This window comes from Phycicoccus sp. CSK15P-2, from assembly GCF_016888005.1.
In the GTDB taxonomy this organism is placed as follows: Bacteria; Actinomycetota; Actinomycetes; order Actinomycetales; family Dermatophilaceae; genus Phycicoccus.
In genome coordinates, this window is sequence record NZ_JAFDVE010000008.1 from 59,511 (window position 1) to 80,336 (window position 20,826).

Consider the following 20,826-nt stretch of genomic DNA (forward strand, 5'->3'; position numbering starts at 1 on the left):
CCGGGCCACACGCGCACGTCGCCCTTGTCAGGCGAGGGCGTACTTCGCCACGGCCAGGGCGAGGAGCACGAGCCCGAGCCCGCCGAGCGCGGCCCAGTGGACGCGCCGGTCCGGCGGCTGCATCGGGCCCCGCGACCGGCCGAGGTAGGCGATGGCCGCGGCGGCCGCGGCTCCGGTGACCAGTCCCCCGAGGTGCGCCTGCCAGGCGATGTTCGGCACGACGAACCCGAGGACGGCGTTGGCACCGATGACGACGTACATCCCCGCGGCCGAGCGACCGAGCCGGCGCTGCAGGACGAGGAACGCCCCGAACAGCCCGAAGACCGCGCCGGACGCGCCGACCGCCCCTTGGTACCAGGAGCCACCGTCCCCGACCGCGAGCTGGGCCGGCGAGGGCGGGAACGCGAGGAGCAGGAGGACGACGGAGCCGCCGAAGGCGCTCAGCAGGTAGAGCGCGATGAACCGGGCACGGCCGAGCAGCGGCTCGAGGTACTGCCCCATGATCCACAGGGCGTACATGTTGAACAGGATGTGCAGCACGCTCCCGTGCGCGAAGCCCGAGGAGAGGAAGCGCCAGGGCTCGGTGTCCCCGTAGGCCGGCACCATGGCGATCCGTCCGCTGAGACCGGGGACCACCTGCTGGAGCACGTAGACGACCGCGCAGATGCCGATGACCCACGTCGTGACCAGCGGCCGGCCGTCGGTGGCGGCGCCCCCGAAGACCGTGCGCCCCTGGCGCATTGAGCGGGCGCCCTCCTTGACGCAGTCGACGCACTGGATGCCGACCGCCGCCGGCCGCTGGCACTCCGGGCAGGTGGGCCTGCCGCAGCGCTGGCAGCGCACGTAGGACTCACGGTCGGGGTGCCGCGGGCAGACGGGGACCTGCTCCTCGGCGGGCGGCAGGGACGACGGGTCGGTCATGGCGAGGGCTGGCCCGGGATGCTGCGGGTGGTCAGTCGTCGATCTCGACGCGCTCGATGACGACGTCCTCGACGGGCTTGTCCTGCGCGCCCGTGCGGACGGCGGCGAGCGTGTCGACGACCTGGCGGCTGGCGGCGTCCGCGACCTCGCCGAAGATCGTGTGCTTGCCGTTGAGCCACGTGGTGGGCGCGACGGTGATGAAGAACTGGGAGCCGTTGGTGCCCTTGCCCATCCGCTTGCCGGCGTTGGCCATCGCGAGGAGGTAGGGCCGGTCGAACTGCTTGTCGGGGTGGATCTCGTCGTCGAAGGTGTAGCCCGGGCCGCCCATCCCACGGCCGAGCGGGCAGCCGCCCTGGATCATGAAGTCGGGGATGATCCGGTGGAAGACGAGGCCGTCGTAGAACGGCGTGGGGTTGGACCGGCCGGCGTCGTCGGTGTACTCCTTCTCGCCCTTGGCGAGACCGACGAAGTTCTCGACGGTCTTCGGGGCCTCGTTGGAGAAGAGCTCGACGACGATCGGGCCGTGGTTCGTGTGCAGCGTTGCCTTCATGCCGTCGATCCTCTCACGCGGGCCCGGCGCCGCCCCGGGGGACGTCCGCGACCCGCCATCGAGGAGGACCTGATGTACCCCGAGCAGGCGAAACAGGGCAGGATGGGGGAAAGACGTCCAGCCAAGGAGGACATGTGTTCCGCAAGAAGAGCAGGACCGACCAGGCCAGGGACGCCGTGAGCGACGCCGCGGCGTCGGTGGGTTCGGCCGCCGGGGACGCCGCCGACCGTGCGTCGCACCAGGCGAAGGACCTGCGCAAGAAGGGGAAGGCGGAGGCCAAGCACCTCCGGAAGACCACCAAGGCCGAGGCGAAGGAGCTCCGCAAGCGCACCGAGCAGGCGCAGCGGGACGCCGCCGACCAGTACGAGGCCGCCCGCGGGCGGGCTCACGAGTACGCCGGCAGCGCTCGCGACGCCGCCGACACCGCGCGGATCAAGGCTTCCGCCTACGCCGATGTGACGCGCGAGAAGGCGCACGAGGCCGCGGACACGCTCGGCCCGAAGGTCGAGCATGCCCGGGACACGTTCGTCGAGGACGTCGTACCGAAGATCGCCGCCGCGGTCGCCACCATCCTGGCCGGCGCCGCGACCGCGAAGGAGCAGGCCCAGGAGGCCGCCGAGCGCGCGCCGGACGCCTACGCCGTCCTCAAGGGGGACGCCACCGCCAAGCCGTCGAAGAAGGGCGGCAAGGGCAAGTGGCTGCTCCTCGGGGCGGTCGCCGCCGGTGCGGCCGTCGTCGCGTACCGCAAGAGCACCGAACGTCCGGACCCGTGGGCCAGCGCGGGCACGTACACGCCGCCGCAGTCCGCGTCGGCGAAGCTCAGCTCCACCGTCGGCGCCGCGAAGGAGAGAGCGGGCGAGGCCAAGGACGCCGCGACCGCCAAGGCTGCCGAGCTCAAGGACGCGGCGGCCACGAAGGTCGAGGAGGCCAAGGGTGCCGCCGGCCTGGAGACCGACAAGGGGTCGGCCACGTGGAGCGACGCCGGTGCCGGCTCGTCCGACGTGCCGTCCACCACGGGGACCTCCGAGGGCACCGACCTCTCGACGCCGAACCTCGACGCCGGGACGGGCGAGGCCGGCGAGGAGCCGCTGACGCTCGCGGAGCACGCCACGGAGGAGGCCGCCGAGACCCCCGCAGGTGCGGTCACGCTGCCGGAGAAGGCCGCTGCCCCGCAGGAGGACGGCACGGCCCCGGAGGGCTTCTCCGTCAAGGGCAACGCCGGCTCCGGGCTCTACCACGAGCCGGGCAGCCGCTGGTACGAGTCCACTGTCGCCGAGTTCTGGTTCAGGTCCGCCGAGGACGCCGAGTCCGCGGGCTACAAGAAGGCCGGGTCCCCGAAGGGCTGACCTCCGCCATCCATGCCGACGCCGGCCGTCCCTCCGCGGGGTGGCCGGCGTCGTGTGTGGGGGCCTAGGCGGTGACGCGGTCGACGAGGCCGACGAGCTCGGCGACGTCCCGGTCCCCGTCGAGGATCTCCGGGAGGACGGACGCCTCGCGGCGCAGCACCTCCGGGCCTGCCCAGCGGGACCAGGGGCCGCCGGTGAGGTGGTCGGTGAGCATCGCGACGACGAGGTCCTGCCGCAGCCGTGGCGACGCCTCGGCGAGGTCGCTCGGGCAGTCGCCGATGGTGAGCCACCGGAAACGCTCGACGGGGCGGCCGGAGTCGTCGAGGTACCGGACGGTGGCGGTGACGAAGGCGTCCCGTCCGCCGCCGTCGCGCAGCTCGACGTCGTAGAGGGCGGTCGTCGCGTGTCCCGCCAGCACCTCACCGCCGTCCACGGCGTCGTTGCGGAAGTCGCGGTCCGCGACGGCACGGTTCTCGTAGCCGATGAGGCGGTAGCCGGCCACCTGCTCGGGGTCGAACTCCACCTGCGCCTTGGCATCCCGGGCGGTGACGGCGAGGGTCGCGGTGAGGTCGTGGGCGAAGACGCGCTCGGCCTCGTCGGCGGTGTCGACGTAGACGTGCCATCCGTCGCCGTTGTCGGCCAGCTGCTCGAGGAGCTCGTCGTCGTAGTCGGCGATGCCGACGCCGACGGACACGAGGTTGATGCCGGCACGCGCCTCGGTGCTGATCCGCTCGAGGATGCCGCCGGACGTCGTCTCACCGACGTTGGCGACGCCGTCACTGACGAGGACGACACGGGTCATCCGTTCCTCGGAGGCCATGTCGGCGGCGAGGTCGTACCCGAGAGCGAGGCCGGCGGCCGCGTTCGTGGAGTCCATGGGGCGCAGGCTGTCGACGGCCTCGAAGATGCGGCCGGCATCGGCCACGCGGGTCGGCTCGAGCGCCAGCCGGGCCTCGGTGGAGTAGCAGACCATGGCGACGCGGTCGTCGCGGTCGAGGGAGGAAACGAGTGCGCGCAGCGCGGTCTTCGTCGTCTCCATCTTGCCGGCCTCCCGCATCGAGCCGGAGCAGTCGACGACGAGGGAGAGGTCGACCCCGCTCCGGTTCTCGTGGTCGGGGTCGGCGGCGCGGATGCCGACACGGACGATGCGGTGGCGCGGCTGGAACGGGAGGGTGGCGGCATCGATGTGCACGTCGAGGCCGTCGCTCGGCGCGTCGTAGTCCTGCTCGAAGTAGTTGACGAACTCCTCGGTGCGGACCTCGTCCGCCGGCGGCGTGTACCCGCGGGAGACGGCGTCGCGGAAGCGGGTGTAGGAACCGGTGTCGATGTCGAGGGCGAACGTGGACAGCGGGTCGGCGGCGGCGTCGGTCATCGACTCGTCGAGGGGACGCTCGCGGTCCCGGAGGTCACGCGGCGGGTTCTCGTCGAGCTGCGTCGAGGGCGGTTCGGCGCCGCGGTTCGGGCCCGGCTGGATGGGGCCTGCCGCGCGGTCCCGCGCGGATGTCTCGTCGCTCGTCGAGCCACTCGCGCATCCGGTGGCGGCGAGCGCGATCACGAGCGCGGCGCCGGTCAGTGTGCTGGTCCTGCGGTGTGTGGTCCCCATGATGCCCCTCCGGGTCGACGTCGGTGTCTCGCTGTGACCGGACGCTAGGGCTCTCGGATCCGCTCCGGCGCAACGGTTATCGGGACGTGACCGGACCGATGTCGGTTCGTGTCCGACGAGTCGCGTTCGTGTCCGTCCCGTGGCCGCGCCGTGACCAACCCGGGATCGCTGGTCGCCTCGGCGGGGCGGATCCGCCCGTCCGGGTGACAGGGAGGCAACGGCGGACGGATGATGCTGGGGTGCGACGGTCGCGCCGGCTCGGGTCGTGGGTCGTCGCCGCGGTAGCCGCGGTGACGCTCCCCGCAGTCGTGTGCGTGCCCGCATGGAGCGCCGAGCCACCGCCGGCTCCGTCGTCCGATGCCGGCCCGCCGAGCGACGAGGACGTCGAGAAGGCGGACGAGGCCGCGGCAGAGGCGGCCGAGGAGGTCGCCGCGATCACGGCGAAGCTGGAGAAGGCCGAGGAACGGCTCGAAGCGATTCAGCTGCAGGTGAGTGAGGCCGTCGCAGCGCACGAGCTCGCGGAGCGCCGCCTGACCGCAGCCGAGGAGGCAGAGCAGCGGGCCCAGGATGAGCTGTCGGCCGCGCAGGCCGCGCACGCGTCGGCGACCGAGGCGCTGGCCGGCGAGGCGGCGCAGCTCTACATGCAGGGTGGAGGCCTCCAGGACCTCACGACGCTGCTGCTCTCACCGCCCAACACGATGTCGGACCTCGCGTTCGTCCTCGACGGCAACGCGCGCCGCGCCCAGCGGCAGCTCGACCGTGCGACGGCTGCCGAGTGGCAGGCCACCGTCCGGGCGGAGGAGCTGTCCCGGGCTCGGGACGCCCGGGAGTCGGCTGCCGGTCGGGCGGCGACCACCCGCGCGTCCACCGAGGAGGAGGCCGAGGAGGCGAGCGCCGAAGCCGCGAGGCTCGGGGAGGAACAGGAGCGCCTGGCCACCCGACTGGCCGAGCTCGAGAAGGGCGCGGCCGACCTGGCGCGCCAGCGGGAGGCTGCGGCCGGGTTGGGTAGCGCGCTCGTCGGGGTGCAGGCGGGGGACGCCTCGGGCGCCGGGCCCGCGGCCGCCCAACGCATCGCGCGTGACGCGATGCCGGCGTTCGGCTGGGACGACGACGAGTTCGCCTGCCTCGTCACGCTGTGGCACTTCGAGTCCGGATGGAGCTGGAGCGCGACGAACCGGTCGTCCGGGGCGTACGGCATCCCGCAGGCCCTACCCGGCTGGAAGATGGCGAGCGCCGGCAGCGACTGGCTCACCAACCCGGCGACGCAGATCGCGTGGGGGCTGGGGTACATCGACCAGGTCTACGGCTCGCCGTGCACGGCGCTCAAGGCCTTCAACTCCCGCTCCCCCCACTGGTACTGAGGTTCCACGTCCGCATCCGTCGGCGTCGGAGGGGCCGGCCGGCTGCTGCCTCGTGGGGCGAGGGGCGGGCGAGCCGCCGGCTCAGCTCTCATCAGGCTTGTAATGGAAAGTATTTATGCCATTAAGCGCTATAGTGGAAGCGATAATTGCCATTGAGGAGTTCCATGCGGCGCCCCACCCCCGCCAAGACCCGGCGTGCCGCCGCCCAGATCGGCGAGCACGTCCTCACCTGGCGCAAGCTGCACGAGCTCACCGCCGAGCAGGTGTGCCAGCGTGCCGGCATCTCGCGCCCCACGCTGCGTAAGGTCGAGTCGGGCGACCCGACCGTGAGCCTCGAGACGTTCCTGAACGTCCTGCGCGCGCTGGGGCGGCTCGACTCCGTCGTCACCGCGCTGGATCCGTACGAGACCGAGCTCGGGCGTGCGCGCGCTGACCAGGCGCTCCCGGAGCGAGTACGTCGATGACCGAGGAACTGGAGGTTGCCGGTGAGGTCTCCGAGGCGACCCGGGCCTGGCGCGAGGTGGCTGCGTCCAACGGCATTCCGGATTCGGAGATGACGCGCTTCGAGGGGGCCTTCGAGGGGCTGCGGGACGACATGGACCGCCGCAGCTGATCGAAGGCGGGAGCACCGAGGAGCGCCTGGTTCGGGCCGGATCAACGCGCCGGTTCGGTCACCCGTCGACCTCTGCAAGAAGGCGTTCCTGGGCGGCCTCGAGCGCCGAGCGGTGCATCCGTCGGTACTCGATGGCCACCGGCGGAGCTTCTCAAGCCACACGACATCCAGCTACCGGAACGGTGGAATCGCACGTAGTTCTCGGACTGCGGATCCGAGGTGCGCTCAGCCCCTCCGCGTCCCCTTGATCCGCTTGTACTGGTCGACGGCCTTGCGGGAACTGCGCCAGACACCATCGGAACCTTGGACGGCATCGAGACGCCCACGCTGCGCCGCCTGTCGGAGGGCAGCGATGCTGAACTCCTCGTTGGCCAGGGCTGCCAGTGGGACGATCCGGGCCGGGCCGGCAACGTTCGGAACGATGAACCGGTTGAGGTTGTCGTACATGGCCCGAGCGAGGAGCTCGCCAAGCGGCCCGACGTCGCCCACGTCGGCCTTCTGCAGGGCCGTCAGATACGTGGTCCGCTGCTTCTTCAACACCACGACCGGGGGGTATCCCAAGCGCACGAGGATGAGGTTGAGGACCAGGCGGCCGGTTCGGCCGTTGCCATCGATGAAGGGGTGGATCCGCTCGAACTGCTCGTGGATCCGGGCAAGTCGCTCCGGGACAGGCGTCTCCGACTCGGCGAGGAGCCCGCCTTCCCTGTCGTTGACGGCCTGAACCCAACCCTGCACCTGGGCATCGACCAGCGGCCAGGCGGGAGGGGTCATCCCTCCGCCGAACGGATGGATGTCGTGCTGGCGGAAGTTGCCCGGGCCTTCGTGGTCGGTGGCGTCGGGATGGGGAGCGACTTGCCAGATCGGGTCCATGGCGAGCTTGTGGATGTGCCGCAGCTCGTGGACGGAGACAAGACCCCCGTCGTGCCAGTCACCGGGTTCGAGAGCCTGTGCGTACACCCACTGCGCCGCATCCCCGTACCCCTTGACCTCCATGTACTCCTTGAGGGGCTTGGCACCGACTGCCCTCCCTCGCTCGAGCAGGAGCTCGACCTCCCGCAGGACAAGTGTGTTGCCCTCGAGCGCTGTTGAGTGGTGCGCCTCCAGATGCCAGATGTCCGACCAGATTGCCTCTGACTCCTTCGGTGACGGAAGGCCGCCCAGACGGTCGCGCAACTCTGCGAGGGCTGCCTCGAGCCGGGTGTAGACGGTCGCCCGCGATGGCCGTCCGCGAGCCATGCCGCCTCCGTTTGATGCGCTGGTCGACTAGATGCTGGATCTTATCAACTTAGTTGATCACCCTAGGCGGGACCCAATTGATCTGATCAACGAGCAGCACATCCATCCGGGTACGGCCCTACCCGCCGACGGACAAACTGCTGGGCGCTAGCAGGTATCCGCGACGAGAGCACAACTGCTGCCACGCCTCCTCGTCGACCGCTGCATAGTTGCGTCCCCGGCACCTTGCACAACCGCGTCCAGGCAACCTTGCTGACGAGGTCCTCCGAGGCGACCGAAGCCGTGTTGATCGCTCTGACTGTCTCCTCGTCCGTGGCCACGGCTCAAGGGTATGGCGCGCCCCTCGCGAGTCGCAGCCAAGAGCCGCCGCACAGCGATGGCGCCGTCTGACGGCACTAGGGATCTGCAACCTCAACCTTGAGGTGTCCGTCGTCGCGGGCAACCCAGAACACGTCCAGCCTCAAGCGGTCCTTCGCCAGCCTAGGCAGCCGGTCGATGAGCCCCCCGTATTGACGGTTCCGAGGGAGCGCTATGCCGTACCGGGCGTGAGGGTCGTTCATTCGCTGCACTAGTTCGCCGAGGGCGCCGAGGAAGTAGTTGACCTGCTGAGGTCCGCTCTGACCGACTTCGCCCTTGGCCTCGATGACGTAGCGTCGGCCATCTGCGTGTCGGGCATCGATGTCGATGCCGCGGGTGCGTCCCCAGGCGACAGTGACTTGGAAGCCGCGATCGACGAGATAGGCCCGAACCGCTTCCTTGACCTCGTCTTCAACGATGCGGGTGGCGCTCGCTGCTGCGGGGCGTGCCGGTGATGGTGATACGACGCTGAGATCGTCGGCGGCGCCATCGAAGAGTGCGTTGACGATCTTCCCATTCGGACCGGGGAGACGCCGGAGGCGACCTTGGGCCTCCAAGCGGCGCGCCACCTGGTTCACCGACTGCCGATGGGGCACGTCCAGACGACGAGCGAGGACGTCGTCGTCCAGTGGTTCGAACCGGATCGCCGCCAAGACCCGTTCGGCCAAGCTGCTCATGCAGCCAATCTGCCAGAGCTCAGCAAGGACGGCGGGTCGCGGCGCACCTTGCCCCGCGTGGGTCGACGAGTACATCGAGCGGCGGGCCGCCGAGGCCGACTGGCCATTCGAGGTGGAGGACGACTGGCCGTGAGCCGGCGGCCGAACGGGGGGTCGATCTACCCGCACCGCAACGGCTGGTCCGCGCACGTGTGGATCGTCACCCCGACCAGGCGCCGGCAGCGCAAGTCGGTGTACGGGAAGACCCGCGAGGAGGTCCACGCCAAGTGGCTCCGCCTCCACCAGCAGGCGCGGCGGGGACCGGTGGCGCCGGTCTCCCCGCGCCTGTGGGACTTCCTCCGGCGGTGGCTGCGCGAGACGGTCAAGCCCAACCTGCCGCCGGCGACCGCGGCGAACTACGAGATGTTCGCCCGCCTCTACATCGTCCCCGACCTCGGCAACCGCCCACTCGACAAGCTCATGGTCCGCGACGTCCAGGTCTGGGTGAACGCGCTCCGGACACGGTGCCCGTGCTGCGCCCAGGGCAAGGACGCGGTGCGTGCCGTGCCGCACGCGGATGACGCTGAGTCAGCTGGGAAGTCAGCTCGGCCAGGTGTGATCGCGGATACCCGCAGCTACTTCGTTTCGTTCGGATGGTTGGTGTGGCAGTCGACAAGCACCACTGTCTGGCCGTTGACGTAGAACCAGATGCGAGCTCCGTTACTGAGCTCGTGCTGCCAGCGCTCGTGTGTACCGCCCTGGTGGGTCACCTGCGCCAGGTCTCCCTTCAGGGGATGGTTCTTGGGCTGCCGCTCTTTGGGGCGCTTGGTCAAGAAGTCCCAAGCATCCACGAGCGCGTTGCGCTGGGTCGCCTTGAGATCCGTCCAGCCCTTCTCGGCTTGACGCGTACCGAAGACGATCGTGTACTCAGCCTTCTTGATCGGCCTGGGAACCTCGTGGCGCTTCGCCATCAGGCCTGACGCGGGTCGGTGGCCTCGGGCAGGTCATCGTACCAATCCAGCTCGTCGTCGGGAGTGAATCCGGCAGCCTTGGCCTGTGCGGTGTTGAACCACTCATGAAGGTCGACTAGAAACGGTCCGAAGTCCTGAACAGCAGCACAGCCTCGAGCGCTCTGGACGATCTCCATGGCGAAGGTCTCTCGCTCGGATTCGCTGAGGAAGCGCATCCATGGGAACCGATCCTGCAGCCGATCCACGAATGGTTGAGACTCAGGCCCAAGGGAAGCCGCGATCAAGTCAGCCGCCATGCGAAGCACGGTGCTCTGTCGCTCAACCTCACTCTTTCGCGTGAGGACAAGCGTCTCTCCATCACGCCGTGTGATCTCAACAGCCCCCTGATCCGCAGCCTGGAAGACCTCGGCCGAGTTGCGGGACAACGCCGAGGACTGGACGACACGGGACATGGTCAGGCTCATGCGGACCATTGTTCTGAATATGTTCAGAACTGTCAAGTCGCACCGTCGAACCGCTTGCCACCCCGACCTTGGCGAAGCGCTGCAGTACTTCACTGGGGTACGGACGCGAAAGAGGCCCTTCCCGTCGAACGGAAAGGTCCTCTGACCTGTGGTGGAGCCAAGGGGACGCGCCACGGCTCGCTGGCGCTCACCGCGGGGATCCGGAACCTGAGCGTTCGAGTCGCTTGGGCCGTGAACACGGATGGGACCGGCTGTCGCCGGTCCCATCCGTGTTCACTCGAGTGGAGCCAAGGGGACTCGAACCCCTAACCCCCTGCTTGCAAAGCAGGTGCGCTACCAATTGCGCCATGGCCCCTGGGTGTCCGGCGGCCCCCGGAGGAAGCCCGGCCGGACGAGGGTTCAGCTCTGGGGGGTGTCGGTGGCCTCGGCCCAGAGCCGGTTCTCGGCCTGCTTGTCCTTGATCTGCTTCGTGATCGCGAACGCGCCGGCGGCCGACGCGAGGAGAACGAGGAGCTTCTTCACGGAGTACACCACCTGTGGCCGGGGGAGGTCGGATGGTGGGCCTAACAGGACTTGAACCTGTGACCTCTTCCTTATCAGGGAAGCGCTCTAACCGTCTGAGCTATAGGCCCGTCGCCGACCGGCGTAGCGCCCCCGACGAGGGAGGCGCGGTTGACGAGGTTACCCCACCCCGAGGCCCCGCCCCAAAACGAGCGGGACGCGACGAGCGCGGCGAGATGCACCCCCTGAAGGTGGGGGTGATGGCATCGGAACTGGGGTGATCACCCCACATCCGGCGCCATCAAAGGAGCCACCAGCGCACCGCACGGACCATCGGGCAACCAGCCCGCAGCACAGCCGGTGCAGGCCCGGACGGCGCCGGCTCGATCAGTCGTCCGTGAGGGTCAGCTGGAGGCCGCCGACCAGGGCCGCGGAGACGTTGTAGAGGAACGCCGCCAGCGTCGCGATCGCGGTGAAGAGGATGACGTCGACGACCCCGACGACGATCGACAGCGACACGACCCGCGAGAAGCCGACGAAGTCGAGGATGTCGAAGCTCTGGCTGCCGTCCTGGATGACCTGACCGATGACACCGTTCACCTGGTCGAAGACGCCCATCGCGTCGAGGACCGTCCAGCAGACCACCGTGGCGACGACGAGCGCGATGCCGAGCGCCACCGACAGGAGGAACGACACCTTCATCGCCGACCACGGGTCGATGCGCGAGACGGTCAGCCGGGCCCGGCGCCCCATCGGCCCACGAGCCCCGCCCGTGGCACCGGACGGGCGAACCGACGCCTGGCGGACCTCCGCCGACCCCCGGCCGGTGGGACGAGTGGCCGGTGGCTGCGGACGCTCGGTACGCGTGGGGAGGGGAGCGGTGCGGCCGTCGGACGTCTGCTGACCGACACGGCGCAGCGAGGAGTTGCCGTGGGAACCGGACGCGCCGTCGCTCTGCCCGGCCGACGGCCGACGCGGAGACGAGGAGCGCACCGGGCGCCCCGCGTGGTCTGCGGTGCTCACTCAGTACCTCCTGGGATCATGCGTCGCTGTCCGACGGTACGGCATCCGGCTCGACGACTGCGAGTCCGCCACCCTACGGACGCTCAGGAAGGTCCGAACCGCCGACCTCGTCGGCCGCGTCCGAGCCACTCGGAGCGCCGGCCGCACCGGTCACGTCGCCGTCGACGACGGCCTCCGTGGCCTCGGCCGTGACCGCCGCGGCCTCCTCGGCGGACTCCAGCCCGGCCTCGACCGCGGCCTCCTCGGCGACCTTCTCGGGGTTGCGTGCCACGGCGACCACGCGGTCACCGTTGCCCGGCTTGACGAGGATGACGCCCTGGGTGTTGCGGCCCTTCGGCGCGATGCCGTCGGTCGTCGCCCGGACGATGTTGCCCTTCTCGAACACGACGAGCAGCTCGTCACCGCCGACGGTCGTCAGGGCCCCGGCGAGGTCGCCGTTGCGCTCGGTGATCTTCGCGACCGCGACACCCAGCGTGGCGCGCCCCTTGGCGTTCCATTCGGTGGCCGAGGTGCGCTTGGCCATCCCGTTCTCGAAGACGACGAAGACGTCCGGCTCGGTGCCCTCGGCGATGACCGACATCGACAGCAGCGTGTCGTCCCCGCGGAACTTCATCCCCGTGACGCCGCTCGTGCCCCGCCCCATCGGCCGCAGCTGGGCGTCGTCGGCGTGGAAGCGCACCGACTGCCCCTTGCGCGAGACGAGGAGGAGGTCGTCGTCCGCGGAGACCAGCCCGACGCCGACGAGCTCGTCGCCCTCGCGCAGGTTGACCGCGATGAGCCCGCCCGTGCGGGGGCTGTCGTACTCGGTGAGCCGGGTCTTCTTGACGAGCCCTCCGCGGGTCGCGAGGACGAGGTACGACGCGTCCTCGTAGGACCGGATGGCGAGCACCTGGGCGATCTCCTCACCCGGCTGGAACGCGAGGAGGTTCGCGACGTGCTGGCCCTTGGAGTCGCGGCCGGCATCCGGCAGCTCGTACGCCTTGGCCCGGTAGACCCGGCCGAGGTTCGTGAAGAAGAGCAGCCAGTGGTGCGACGTGGTGGCCATGAAGTGCTCGACCATGTCCTCGCCGCGCAGCTGCGCCCCGCGCACGCCCTTGCCGCCCGGCTTCTGCGCGCGGTAGGCGTCGACCCGGGTGCGCTTGGCGTACCCGCCCCGGGTGATCGTCACGACGACGTCCTCCTCGGGGATCAGGTCCTCCATCGACATGTCGCCGTCCCCGGGCATGATCGTCGTCCGCCGCTCGTCGCCGTACTTGCCGACGATCGCGCCGAGCTCCTCCGACACGATGTCCCGCTGCCGCCCCGGCTTGGCGAGGATGTCCTGGTAGTCCTCGATCTGCGTCTGCAGCTCGTCGTGCTGGTCGATGATCTTCTGCCGCTCAAGGGCCGCGAGCCGGCGCAGCTGGAGGTTGAGGATGGCCGTCGCCTGGATCTCGTCGATCCCGAGCAGCTCGATGAGGCCGGTGCGGGCCTCCTCGACCGTCGGGCTGCGGCGGATCAGCGCGATGACGTCGTCCAGCATGTCGAGCGCCTTGAGGTAGCCGCGGAGAATGTGGATCTCCTCCTCGGCCTTGCGCAGCCGGTACTCGGTGCGCCGGCGGATGACCTCGACCTGGTGGTCGACCCAGTGCCGCACGAAGGCGTCGATCGGGAGGGTGCGCGGCACGCCGTCGACGAGCGCGAGCATGTTCGCGCCGAACGTCGTCTGCAGCTGGGTGTGCTTGAACAGGTTGTTGAGGACGACCTTCGCCACCGCGTCCCGCTTGAGGACGATGACGAGCCGCTGCCCCGTGCGCCCCGAGGTCTCGTCGCGGATGTCGGCGATGCCCGCGAGCCGGCCGTCCTTGACGTGCTCGGCGATCTTCTGCGCCAGGCTGTCCGGGTTCACCTGGTACGGCAGCTCGGTGACGACGAGGCACTGCCGGCCCTGGATCTCCTCGACCTCGACGACCGAGCGCATGATGACCGAGCCGCGGCCGGTGCGGTAGGCGTCCTCGATGCCCTGGTGGCCCATGATGAGCGCGCCGGTGGGGAAGTCCGGGCCCTTGATCTCCCGCATGACGGCCTCGAGCGTCTCCTCGCGGGAGGCGTCCGGGTGGCGCAGCACCCACTCGGCGGCCGCGGCGACCTCGCCGAGGTTGTGCGGCGGGATCTGGGTGGCCATCCCGACCGCGATGCCCGCGCTGCCGTTGACGAGCAGGTTGGGGAAGCGGCTCGGCAGGACGGTCGGCTCGAGCGTCTTGCCGTCGTAGTTGGGCGCGAAGTCGACGGTCTCCTCGTCGATGTCGCGCACCATCTCCATCGACAGCGGCGCCATCCGGCACTCGGTGTACCGCGGGGCGGCGGCCGGGTCGTCACCCGGGGAGCCGAAGTTGCCCTGGCCCTGGACGAGCGGGTAGCGCAGCGACCAGTCCTGGACGAGGCGGACGAGGGCGTCGTAGATGGCCGTGTCGCCGTGCGGGTGGTACTGGCCCATGACGTCGCCGACGACGCGGCTGCACTTGTTGAAGCCACGGTCCGGGCGGTAGCCGCCGTCGTACATCGCGTAGAGCACGCGGCGGTGCACCGGCTTGAGGCCGTCGCGGACGTCGGGCAGCGCCCGGGAGACGATGACCGACATCGCGTACTCGATGTACGAGCGCTGCATCTCGGCGTTGAGGTCGATCGGCTCCGTGCGGTCGGTCTCGACGGGCTGGTCAGTCATCGGTGTCCTTGCTGGCGATCAGTGAAGAGGCGGCTTCGGGCGGGAACCTCCGGTCGGACACCCCGAAGTTCGGGGTGCGTGACCGAACGTTCCGGCACCAGGCGAAAAAGAGGAGGCATCAGATGTCGAGGAAGCGGACGTCGCGGGCGTTGCGCTGGATGAACGAGCGCCGCGACTCGACGTCCTCGCCCATGAGCACCGAGAAGATCTCGTCGGCCGCGGCGGCGTCGTCGAGGGTGACCTGGAGGAGCACCCGCTGGTCGGGGTCCATCGTCGTCTCCCAGAGCTCCTGGTAGTCCATCTCGCCGAGACCCTTGTACCGCTGGATCGGGTTGTCCTTCGGCAGCCGGCGGCCCTTGCCCTGGCCCTCGGCCACGAGGGCGTCGCGCTCGCGGTCGGTGAAGGCGAACTCGTGCGTCGCGTTGCTCCACTTGAGGCGGTACAGCGGCGGCTGCGCGAGGTAGACGTAGCCGGCCTCGATCATTGGCTTCATGAACCGGAAGAGCAGGGTGAGCAGCAGCGTGCGGATGTGCATGCCGTCGACGTCGGCATCCGCCATCAGCACGATCTTGTGGTAGCGCGCCTTCTCGATGTCGAAGTCCTCGCCGATGCCGGTGCCGAACGCCGAGATGAGCGCCTGGACCTCGGTGTTGGCGAGGATCTTGTCGAGCCGGGCCTTCTCGACGTTGAGGATCTTGCCGCGGATCGGGAGGATCGCCTGGGTGTACGGGTTGCGCCCGCGCACCGCCGAGCCGCCGGCCGAGTCGCCCTCGACGATGAAGACCTCCGAGACCGCCGGGTCCTTGGCCTGGCAGTCGCGCAGCTTGCCGGGCAGCCCGCCGGACTCCAGGACCCGCTTGCGGGTGGCCTCGCGCGCCTTGCGGGCCGCCATCCGGGCCGTCGCCGCCTGCACGGCCTTGCGGACGATGTCCTTGCCCTCGCTCGGGTGCCGCTCGAGCCAGTCGCCGAACTCGTCGGTCATCGCCCGCTGGACGAACCCCTTGACCTCGGAGTTGCCGAGCTTGGTCTTCGTCTGGCCCTCGAACTGCGGCTCGCCGAGCTTGACCGAGATGACGGCCGTCAGGCCCTCGCGGACGTCCTCGCCGGTGAGGTTCTCGTCCTTGTCCTTGAGGAGGTTCTGGCGCCGGGCGAAGTCGTTGACGAGCTTGGTGAGCGCCGCGCGGAAGCCCTCCTCGTGGGTGCCGCCCTCGTGGGTGTTGACCGTGTTCGCGTAGCTGTGCACCGACTCGCTGTACGCGGTGGTCCACTGCATCGCGAGCTCGAGCGAGAGCGCGCGCTCCTCGTCCTCGACCTCGATCGAGATGACCTCGTCGTGCACCGGGTCGGTCTTCTTGCTGCCGACGAGGTGGTGCACGTAGTCGACGAGGCCGCCGTCGTAGCGGTACGTGACCGAGCGGGCGGTGGTCGTGCGGGTCTCGCCGGTGGACTCGGCGTCCTCGGCGTCCTCGACCTGTGCGACGTCGGCGTCGACGCCGTCGAGGTCCGGCTCGTCGTCGGCCTGGACCCGCTCGTCGGTGAGGCGGATCGTCAGGCCCTTGTTGAGGAACGCCGTCTGCTGGAACCGCGAGCGCAGCGTCTCGTAGTCGTAGGTCGTCGTCTCGAAGATCTCCGGGCTGGCCCAGAACGTGATGGTCGACCCGGTGCGGTCGGTCTCCTCCTCCCGGCGCAGCGGGCCGGTGGGCACGCCGCGGTCGAAGGACATCCGGTGGGCGTGGCCCTTCTGCCGGACGCAGACGTCGAGGCGCGTGGACAGCGCGTTGACGACCGAGGAGCCGACGCCGTGCAGACCGCCGGAGACCTTGTACCCGCCGCCGCCGAACTTGCCGCCGGCGTGCAGCTGGGTGAGGACGAGCTCGACGGCGCTCACCCCCTCGGTGGGGTGGATGTCGGTGGGGATGCCGCGGCCGTTGTCGCGGACCCGGACGGCGCCGTCGGCCATGAGCGTGACGTCGATCGTGTCGGCGTACCCGGCCAGGGCCTCGTCGACGGCGTTGTCGACGATCTCCCAGACGAGGTGGTGCAGCCCCCGCTCACCCGTGGAGCCGATGTACATGCCGGGGCGCTTGCGGACCGCCTCGAGCCCCTCGAGGACGGTGATCGCGGCCGCGTCGTAGGCGGGACCGTCGGGGAGGACCGGAGCCTGCTCCGGCGGGACCGTGGGGTCGGTGCCGGGGGCGTCGGGGGTCTGGTCGGGCTGGTCCGCCACGGGTCTCCTTCAACGGGCACGGCGCCGCCGACGGGTGGTCGGCCACGCTCACGGCACGCGCCCTCGGGTGGAGTCCACCCGAGGGCGCGGGATCACCCTCCATCCTAGCGGTCGGGTCGGACGGGACAACGCCCTGGGAGGCCCGTGGCGGTGGTTTTCCCGGCAGTACGCACCCCGGGACGGCCCCCTCCACGCGAACGGGGCCCTCAGCGGCCCTGACGGGCCGTCATGGGAGGCGCCCGAGCCATCCGACGGAAGAACCCCCGGGCCCGCACCGCCGTGCGGGCCCGGGGGTCCCGGGGGAGGAGGCGGAGGGGGTCAGGCGTCCGGCACGCAGCACCCGATGAGACCGGCCACCGCGTCGGCGAGCACCTGGGTGCGCTCGGCGTCCACGGGGGCGCGGCCGAGCAGCATCCCGACGACGTGCAGCGCGCGCACCGCGTCGGCGACGTCGGTCCCGTCCGGAGCCGCGAGGAGGCGCCCGACGGCGGGGTGCGCGCCGTTGAGGACGAGCACGGATGCGCCGCCCTCGCTCGGGTGCCAGAGCGCGGGACGGGTGGCCGGCACGAAGTCCTTGACCTCCACGGCGACACCGGCCTCGGCGAGAGCGTCGGAGGCGCGGCCGGCCAGGCGGGCCGCGGCCTGCTCGTCGCCGTGCTCGCTCGGCCGCGCGATGGCGACGACGTCGCCCGGGCCGATCTCGTGGAAGGTCTTGCCCTCGGGGTCGACGACACCGAGCAGCCGCGCGTCGTGTGCGCCGCCGGCGTCGAGGACGAGGGTGCCGGCGTGGACGGCGACGTCCTCGAGGGCGGCGTAGACGTCGGCGTCGGTGACGTAAGGGACCTTCTCGCCGGACGACGTCAGCTCGTCCAGGGTGCGGTTCCCGAGCGTCGTCGTGAACGGGATGGTCGAGCGCAGGAGGTCGCGCATGTTCTCGTCGTCGACCGCGAGCGCCTTGAGCCCGTGCGAGTGCAGCCGCATGACGTGGACGTACGCGCCCGGCTCCATCGCCTGGATCATGATGAGCTCGCTGAGCAGCGCCTGGCCGAGCCGGTCCCGGACCATGTCGAGCGAGCCGGTCTCCTGGAAGGCCTCACGGGACGCGGTCAGCGAGAGGTCGCCGCCGTCGATCACCGCGCGGCAGAAGAACGCCCAGCCGGGGAGGATGTGGCTGTCGCTGTCGGCGACGAGCATCCCGCGCGAGTAGAGCAGGTCACCGGTGCGGTGGCCCGGCAGCGCGGTGTACGGCAGGACGAAGCCGACGCCGCGGACGTCGCACGTCGACGAGTCGAGCGGGACGATGCCGAGCGGCTCGAAGCCGAGGCGCTCGCGGCACCAGCGCACCTGCTCCTCGATCGGCAGGTCCCACGGCGGGGTCTCCTTCGAGACGAGCCGGCCGTCGACCTCGACGTGCACGGGGAGGTGCTCGACGAACGCGGTCGCGAGCTCGAGGGCGGTCTCCGGGGAGCACCAGGACAGGTCGCCGTGGCGCGGGTGGACGCGCACCTCGGTACCGGGGGTGTCCAGCGGCTCGTCCGCGACGGTGACGCTGAACGTGCCGTCGGCGCGGCCGACCCAGTGGATCGTCTCGGCGTCCGGCTCCTTGGCCGAGCGGGAGCGCATCTCGACCTCGTCGGCGACGAGGAAGCAGGACAGCAGGCCGATCCCGAACTGTCCGAGCAGCTTGCGGCGCGCGCCGGCGAAGTCACCGCCCTTGCTCGTCCCGCCGACCGTCGCGAGAAGGGTGCGGACCTCGTCGGCGGTGAGGCCGATGCCGTCGTCGCGCACGACGAGCGGGCTCTTGCCGTCGGCGGAGGTCACCGTCACCTTGCCCTCGAAGCCCTCCTCGACGCGGCCCCGCGCCTCGAGCGCGTCGGTGGCGTTCTGCAGGAGCTCGCGCAGGTAGACCTTCGGGCTGCTGTAGAGGTGGTGGCTGAGGATGTCGACGATCCCGCGGAGGTCGACGTGGAACTGCTCACGGTCCTCGGCGGCGTCGGGGTCGTCGGTCTCGACGCGGTCAGCGGTCTGGGTCACGGCGGGGGCCTTCCTCGGATGCGGTCGGGTGGCTCGGTCGTTCGGCCGACGTTTCTGCGGGTCCGGCCCCCGTCCCCGGTCGGTCTCCCTACTGTCGCCGGTATGGGCTACTGGAGAACGACCGGACTGACGGCCGGGACCGGGACGGACGAGCCGACCGAGGTCTCCTCCGCGCCCGTGTCCGGTGCGCGCGGGACCTCCCTGGAGGGTCGGGAGGGCCACGGTGCCCCGAACGGTCACGAGGCTGCCGTAGCACGCTCGGCGTCGGGCACGACCGACCCGGGTGTCGGCTCTTCGGGGGACGCCATCGGCCCGAACGGCGGATGGGCCTCCGGGACTCCGACCGACGGCTACGCCGCCTCGCTCGACCAGGTGCTCGCCGTACGCGGCGCCCTCGGTGCGGCAGTCGTGGACAGCAGCACCGGCCGTGCTCTCGCGACGGCCGGCGACCCTGCTGACGTCAACCTCCACGCGGCGGCCGCCGGGACCTCGAACGTCGTCCTCGCGCAGCAGCTGACGCTGGACGACCTCGGGAGCGAGGAAAAGGTCACCGACATCGTCGTGACCCTGCGGACCCGCTACCACCTGGCCCGGATGGTGGAGGCGTTCCCCGGCGTGTTCGTCTACGCCGTGCTCGACCGCGACCGCGCCGACCTCGCCACCGCGCGCGCCGCGCTGGCCGAGGTCGAGCGTGGGCTCGTCGCCTGAGCCCTCCGGACCGGTAGCGCCCGGGCGGCCCGGGGGTCTGCTCAGAACCCCAGGGTGCGTTCGAACAGCGCCCGGACGTCGTCGTCGAGCACCGGCTCCGGGAGCTCGACGGCCCCCGGGTGCACGGGGGAGGACACCGAGTAGTGGAACGCATCCGGCACCTCACGCCTGCCCTGGGCGGCCTCGGCGATGCCGGACAGGCGACCCTGCACCAGCAACCCCTGCCAGGCGTGCAGGTCGGGGTCGGGGAGGTCGCCGATGACCACCGTGCGCTCCAGGACGATGCCCGCCACCCCGCCGGTGCGGCGCACGCTCACCTCCGTGTGCGGTGACGGCCTGTCGGCACCCGCCCCGCCGGGGTCCCCGACATCGGTGCCGTCGAGCTCGATGTCTCCCGGCACCTCGTCCGCCGGGCCGTCGCCGGCCGCGGCGTCCGGGCCGAGGCCGACCCCGGCCCATGCGGCCCGCAGCGCCTCGACGACGGGCGATCCGTCGCCGTGCCGGGCGGTGGCCGCGGCGAGGGTGAGCCCGGCGAAGGTCTCGAAGTCGCAGTCCGCCCGGATCTCGCCGGTGACCGTGTCGTACCAGACCTGGCCGGCGACCTCCCACGCGAACCCACCGACCGCGACCGCGAAGTCGTGGAAAGCCTTGTTCGGGATGCCCGAGTTGATGTGCACCCCACCGTTGTCACCGGTGGTCTCGACGTAGTCGCGCATGTGGGCCGGCTGCGGGTCGGTCCCCAGCCGCGGGTCGTCGTACGCCGTACCCGGTGCGGCCATCGACCGCAGGGCGACGCCCTGCACGCCCGGCGCGAGGAGCTCGGCGCCGACGAGCCAGTCGGCCTCCTCCGCGGTCTGGCCGAGCACGCGCTGCTTGACGAGGACCCCGAAGACGTCCGAGACCGACTCGTTGAGCGCCCCGGACTGGTCGCGGTAGTTGAGCCCGGAGGTGTACTGCGTGACCCCGTGCGCGAGCTCGTGACCGATGACGTCGAGGCTGCGGGTGAAGCCGAGGAAGACGACGCCGTCGCCGTCGCCGAAGACCATCTGGGTGCCGTCCCAGAAGGCGTTGTCGTAGTCGCGGCCGTAATGGACGGTGGCGAGGAGCGGCAGGCCCTTGTCGTCGAGCGAGTTGCGGTCGTACGCCTCGCGCCAGAGCGTCCAGGTGTCGCCGAGGCCGTCGTAGGCCTGGCCGACGGCCTCGTCACCGGTGGCCGGGCCGCCCTCGCCGCGGACGAGGACGCCGGGCAGCGTGGTGCCCTGCTCGGCGTCGTACACGGCGCGCTGCGGGGACTCCGGCGTTCCCGGGTCGAGCGCCGGACGCTCGACGAGCCCCTCGGGGCGGACCTCGGCGGTCATCCGGCCGCGGCGCAGCTGCTCGTCGACGAGGAGGGTGGACTCGGCCGGCCCCTGCACCCGTGGGTCCTGGGACGCGGCCAGTGCCGTGAGCACGTAGGGCGGGACGATGGTGCATGACGGTGTGTGAGCGGTCATGTGTCCACGATGCACGGCCGCACCCACACAGGGCGCCCGAGCGTGCGGGGGAGTTCTC

The 20,826-nt window shown here is 70.8% G+C and carries 19 protein-coding genes and 2 tRNA genes; 6 read left to right on the forward strand and 15 right to left on the reverse strand.

The genetic code is table 11. The annotated features are described in order from the left end of the window. Positions 1 to 27 precede the first annotated feature (27 nt). Together JQN72_RS04195 and JQN72_RS04200 are read right to left on the reverse strand one after the other, a co-directional pair. A complete protein-coding gene (locus tag JQN72_RS04195) occupies positions 28 to 921 on the reverse strand; it encodes a rhomboid family intramembrane serine protease (protein WP_204133912.1) in 894 nt (297 codons plus the stop codon). Positions 922 to 952: 31 nt separating this feature from the next. After that, positions 953 to 1,471 carry a peptidylprolyl isomerase gene (locus tag JQN72_RS04200; RefSeq protein WP_204133913.1) on the reverse strand — a complete coding sequence of 173 codons (519 nt, stop codon included), beginning with the start codon at positions 1,469 to 1,471 and terminating at the stop codon, positions 953 to 955. Between the two features lie 134 nt (positions 1,472 to 1,605). Here JQN72_RS04200 and JQN72_RS19035 point away from each other — a divergent pair, with 134 nt between their 5' ends. Beyond that, positions 1,606 to 2,817, forward strand: a complete 1,212-nt coding sequence (locus tag JQN72_RS19035; RefSeq protein ID WP_204133914.1) for a hypothetical protein — start codon at positions 1,606 to 1,608, stop codon at positions 2,815 to 2,817. 64 nt (positions 2,818 to 2,881) lie between these two features. Here the strand turns inward: JQN72_RS19035 and JQN72_RS04210 are convergent, their stop codons facing one another. Next, entirely contained in the window at positions 2,882 to 4,420 is a 1,539-nt protein-coding gene (locus tag JQN72_RS04210; protein ID WP_204133915.1) for a von Willebrand factor type A domain-containing protein, read from the reverse strand. 239 nt (positions 4,421 to 4,659) lie between these two features. Here JQN72_RS04210 and JQN72_RS04215 point away from each other — a divergent pair, with 239 nt between their 5' ends. The 3 genes from JQN72_RS04215 (at position 4,660) to JQN72_RS04225 (ending at position 6,394) form a co-directional block, all read left to right on the forward strand. Beyond that, positions 4,660 to 5,781: a hypothetical protein gene (locus tag JQN72_RS04215; protein WP_204133916.1), complete on the forward strand. Its 1,122-nt coding sequence runs from the start codon at positions 4,660 to 4,662 to the stop codon at positions 5,779 to 5,781. Positions 5,782 to 5,945: 164 nt separating this feature from the next. Then, the gene (locus JQN72_RS04220) at positions 5,946 to 6,245 is read left to right on the forward strand and encodes a helix-turn-helix domain-containing protein (protein WP_204133917.1); all 300 of its coding nucleotides are present in this window, start codon (positions 5,946 to 5,948) and stop codon (positions 6,243 to 6,245) included. After that, on the forward strand, positions 6,242 to 6,394 hold the full coding sequence (locus tag JQN72_RS04225; protein ID WP_204133918.1) for a hypothetical protein: 153 nt from the start codon (positions 6,242 to 6,244) through the stop codon (positions 6,392 to 6,394). Before JQN72_RS04220 ends, JQN72_RS04225 begins: the two co-directional genes overlap by 4 nt. A gap of 225 nt (positions 6,395 to 6,619) precedes the next feature. On the opposite strand, the gene JQN72_RS04230 is transcribed toward JQN72_RS04225, so the two are convergent. Both JQN72_RS04230 and JQN72_RS04235 read right to left on the reverse strand, forming a co-directional pair. Then, positions 6,620 to 7,630: a Fic family protein gene (locus JQN72_RS04230; protein WP_204133919.1), complete on the reverse strand. Its 1,011-nt coding sequence runs from the start codon at positions 7,628 to 7,630 to the stop codon at positions 6,620 to 6,622. A gap of 395 nt (positions 7,631 to 8,025) precedes the next feature. Continuing rightward, entirely contained in the window at positions 8,026 to 8,664 is a 639-nt protein-coding gene (locus JQN72_RS04235; RefSeq protein ID WP_204133920.1) for a restriction endonuclease, read from the reverse strand. Between the two features lie 129 nt (positions 8,665 to 8,793). On the opposite strand from JQN72_RS04235, the gene JQN72_RS04240 reads away from it, so the two are divergent. After that, complete coding sequence (locus tag JQN72_RS04240; protein WP_204133921.1) at positions 8,794 to 9,345, forward strand: N-terminal phage integrase SAM-like domain-containing protein; 552 nt, start codon at positions 8,794 to 8,796, stop codon at positions 9,343 to 9,345. Here JQN72_RS04240 and JQN72_RS04245 read toward each other — a convergent pair. From JQN72_RS04245 to JQN72_RS04280, 9 genes are all read right to left on the reverse strand, one after another. Further along, complete coding sequence (locus tag JQN72_RS04245) at positions 9,279 to 9,614, reverse strand: hypothetical protein (protein WP_204133922.1); 336 nt, start codon at positions 9,612 to 9,614, stop codon at positions 9,279 to 9,281. The two genes, JQN72_RS04240 and JQN72_RS04245, sit on opposite strands and share 67 nt — an antisense overlap. Then, positions 9,614 to 10,078 carry a type II toxin-antitoxin system Phd/YefM family antitoxin gene (locus tag JQN72_RS04250; protein WP_204133923.1) on the reverse strand — a complete coding sequence of 155 codons (465 nt, stop codon included), beginning with the start codon at positions 10,076 to 10,078 and terminating at the stop codon, positions 9,614 to 9,616. Before JQN72_RS04250 ends, JQN72_RS04245 begins: the two co-directional genes overlap by 1 nt. Positions 10,079 to 10,360: 282 nt before the next feature. Beyond that, a tRNA-Ala gene (locus tag JQN72_RS04255) sits at positions 10,361 to 10,433 on the reverse strand. Positions 10,434 to 10,477: 44 nt separating this feature from the next. Beyond that, positions 10,478 to 10,600, reverse strand: a complete 123-nt coding sequence (locus tag JQN72_RS18230; RefSeq protein ID WP_239100092.1) for a DLW-39 family protein — start codon at positions 10,598 to 10,600, stop codon at positions 10,478 to 10,480. Positions 10,601 to 10,633: 33 nt separating this feature from the next. Then, positions 10,634 to 10,710: transfer RNA gene (locus JQN72_RS04260), tRNA-Ile, on the reverse strand. A 256-nt stretch (positions 10,711 to 10,966) separates the two neighbouring features. Continuing rightward, positions 10,967 to 11,602 carry a DUF3566 domain-containing protein gene (locus JQN72_RS04265; protein WP_307812414.1) on the reverse strand — a complete coding sequence of 212 codons (636 nt, stop codon included), beginning with the start codon at positions 11,600 to 11,602 and terminating at the stop codon, positions 10,967 to 10,969. A gap of 73 nt (positions 11,603 to 11,675) precedes the next feature. Beyond that, positions 11,676 to 14,306, reverse strand: coding sequence for a DNA gyrase subunit A (gene gyrA / locus JQN72_RS04270; protein WP_204133924.1), 2,631 nt, complete (start codon positions 14,304 to 14,306; stop codon positions 11,676 to 11,678). Positions 14,307 to 14,424: 118 nt separating this feature from the next. Beyond that, entirely contained in the window at positions 14,425 to 16,533 is a 2,109-nt protein-coding gene (gene gyrB, locus JQN72_RS04275; RefSeq protein WP_204133925.1) for a DNA topoisomerase (ATP-hydrolyzing) subunit B, read from the reverse strand. 318 nt (positions 16,534 to 16,851) lie between these two features. After that, positions 16,852 to 18,567 (reverse strand): HSP90 family protein, encoded by a 1,716-nt coding sequence (locus tag JQN72_RS04280; RefSeq protein WP_204133926.1) that lies wholly within the window; start codon positions 18,565 to 18,567, stop codon positions 16,852 to 16,854. A gap of 102 nt (positions 18,568 to 18,669) precedes the next feature. On the opposite strand from JQN72_RS04280, the gene JQN72_RS04285 reads away from it, so the two are divergent. Next, positions 18,670 to 19,275 carry a hypothetical protein gene (locus JQN72_RS04285; RefSeq protein WP_204133927.1) on the forward strand — a complete coding sequence of 202 codons (606 nt, stop codon included), beginning with the start codon at positions 18,670 to 18,672 and terminating at the stop codon, positions 19,273 to 19,275. 41 nt (positions 19,276 to 19,316) lie between these two features. On the opposite strand, the gene JQN72_RS04290 is transcribed toward JQN72_RS04285, so the two are convergent. Next, positions 19,317 to 20,768: a protealysin inhibitor emfourin gene (locus JQN72_RS04290; protein WP_204133928.1), complete on the reverse strand. Its 1,452-nt coding sequence runs from the start codon at positions 20,766 to 20,768 to the stop codon at positions 19,317 to 19,319. Positions 20,769 to 20,826: the final 58 nt, after the last annotated feature.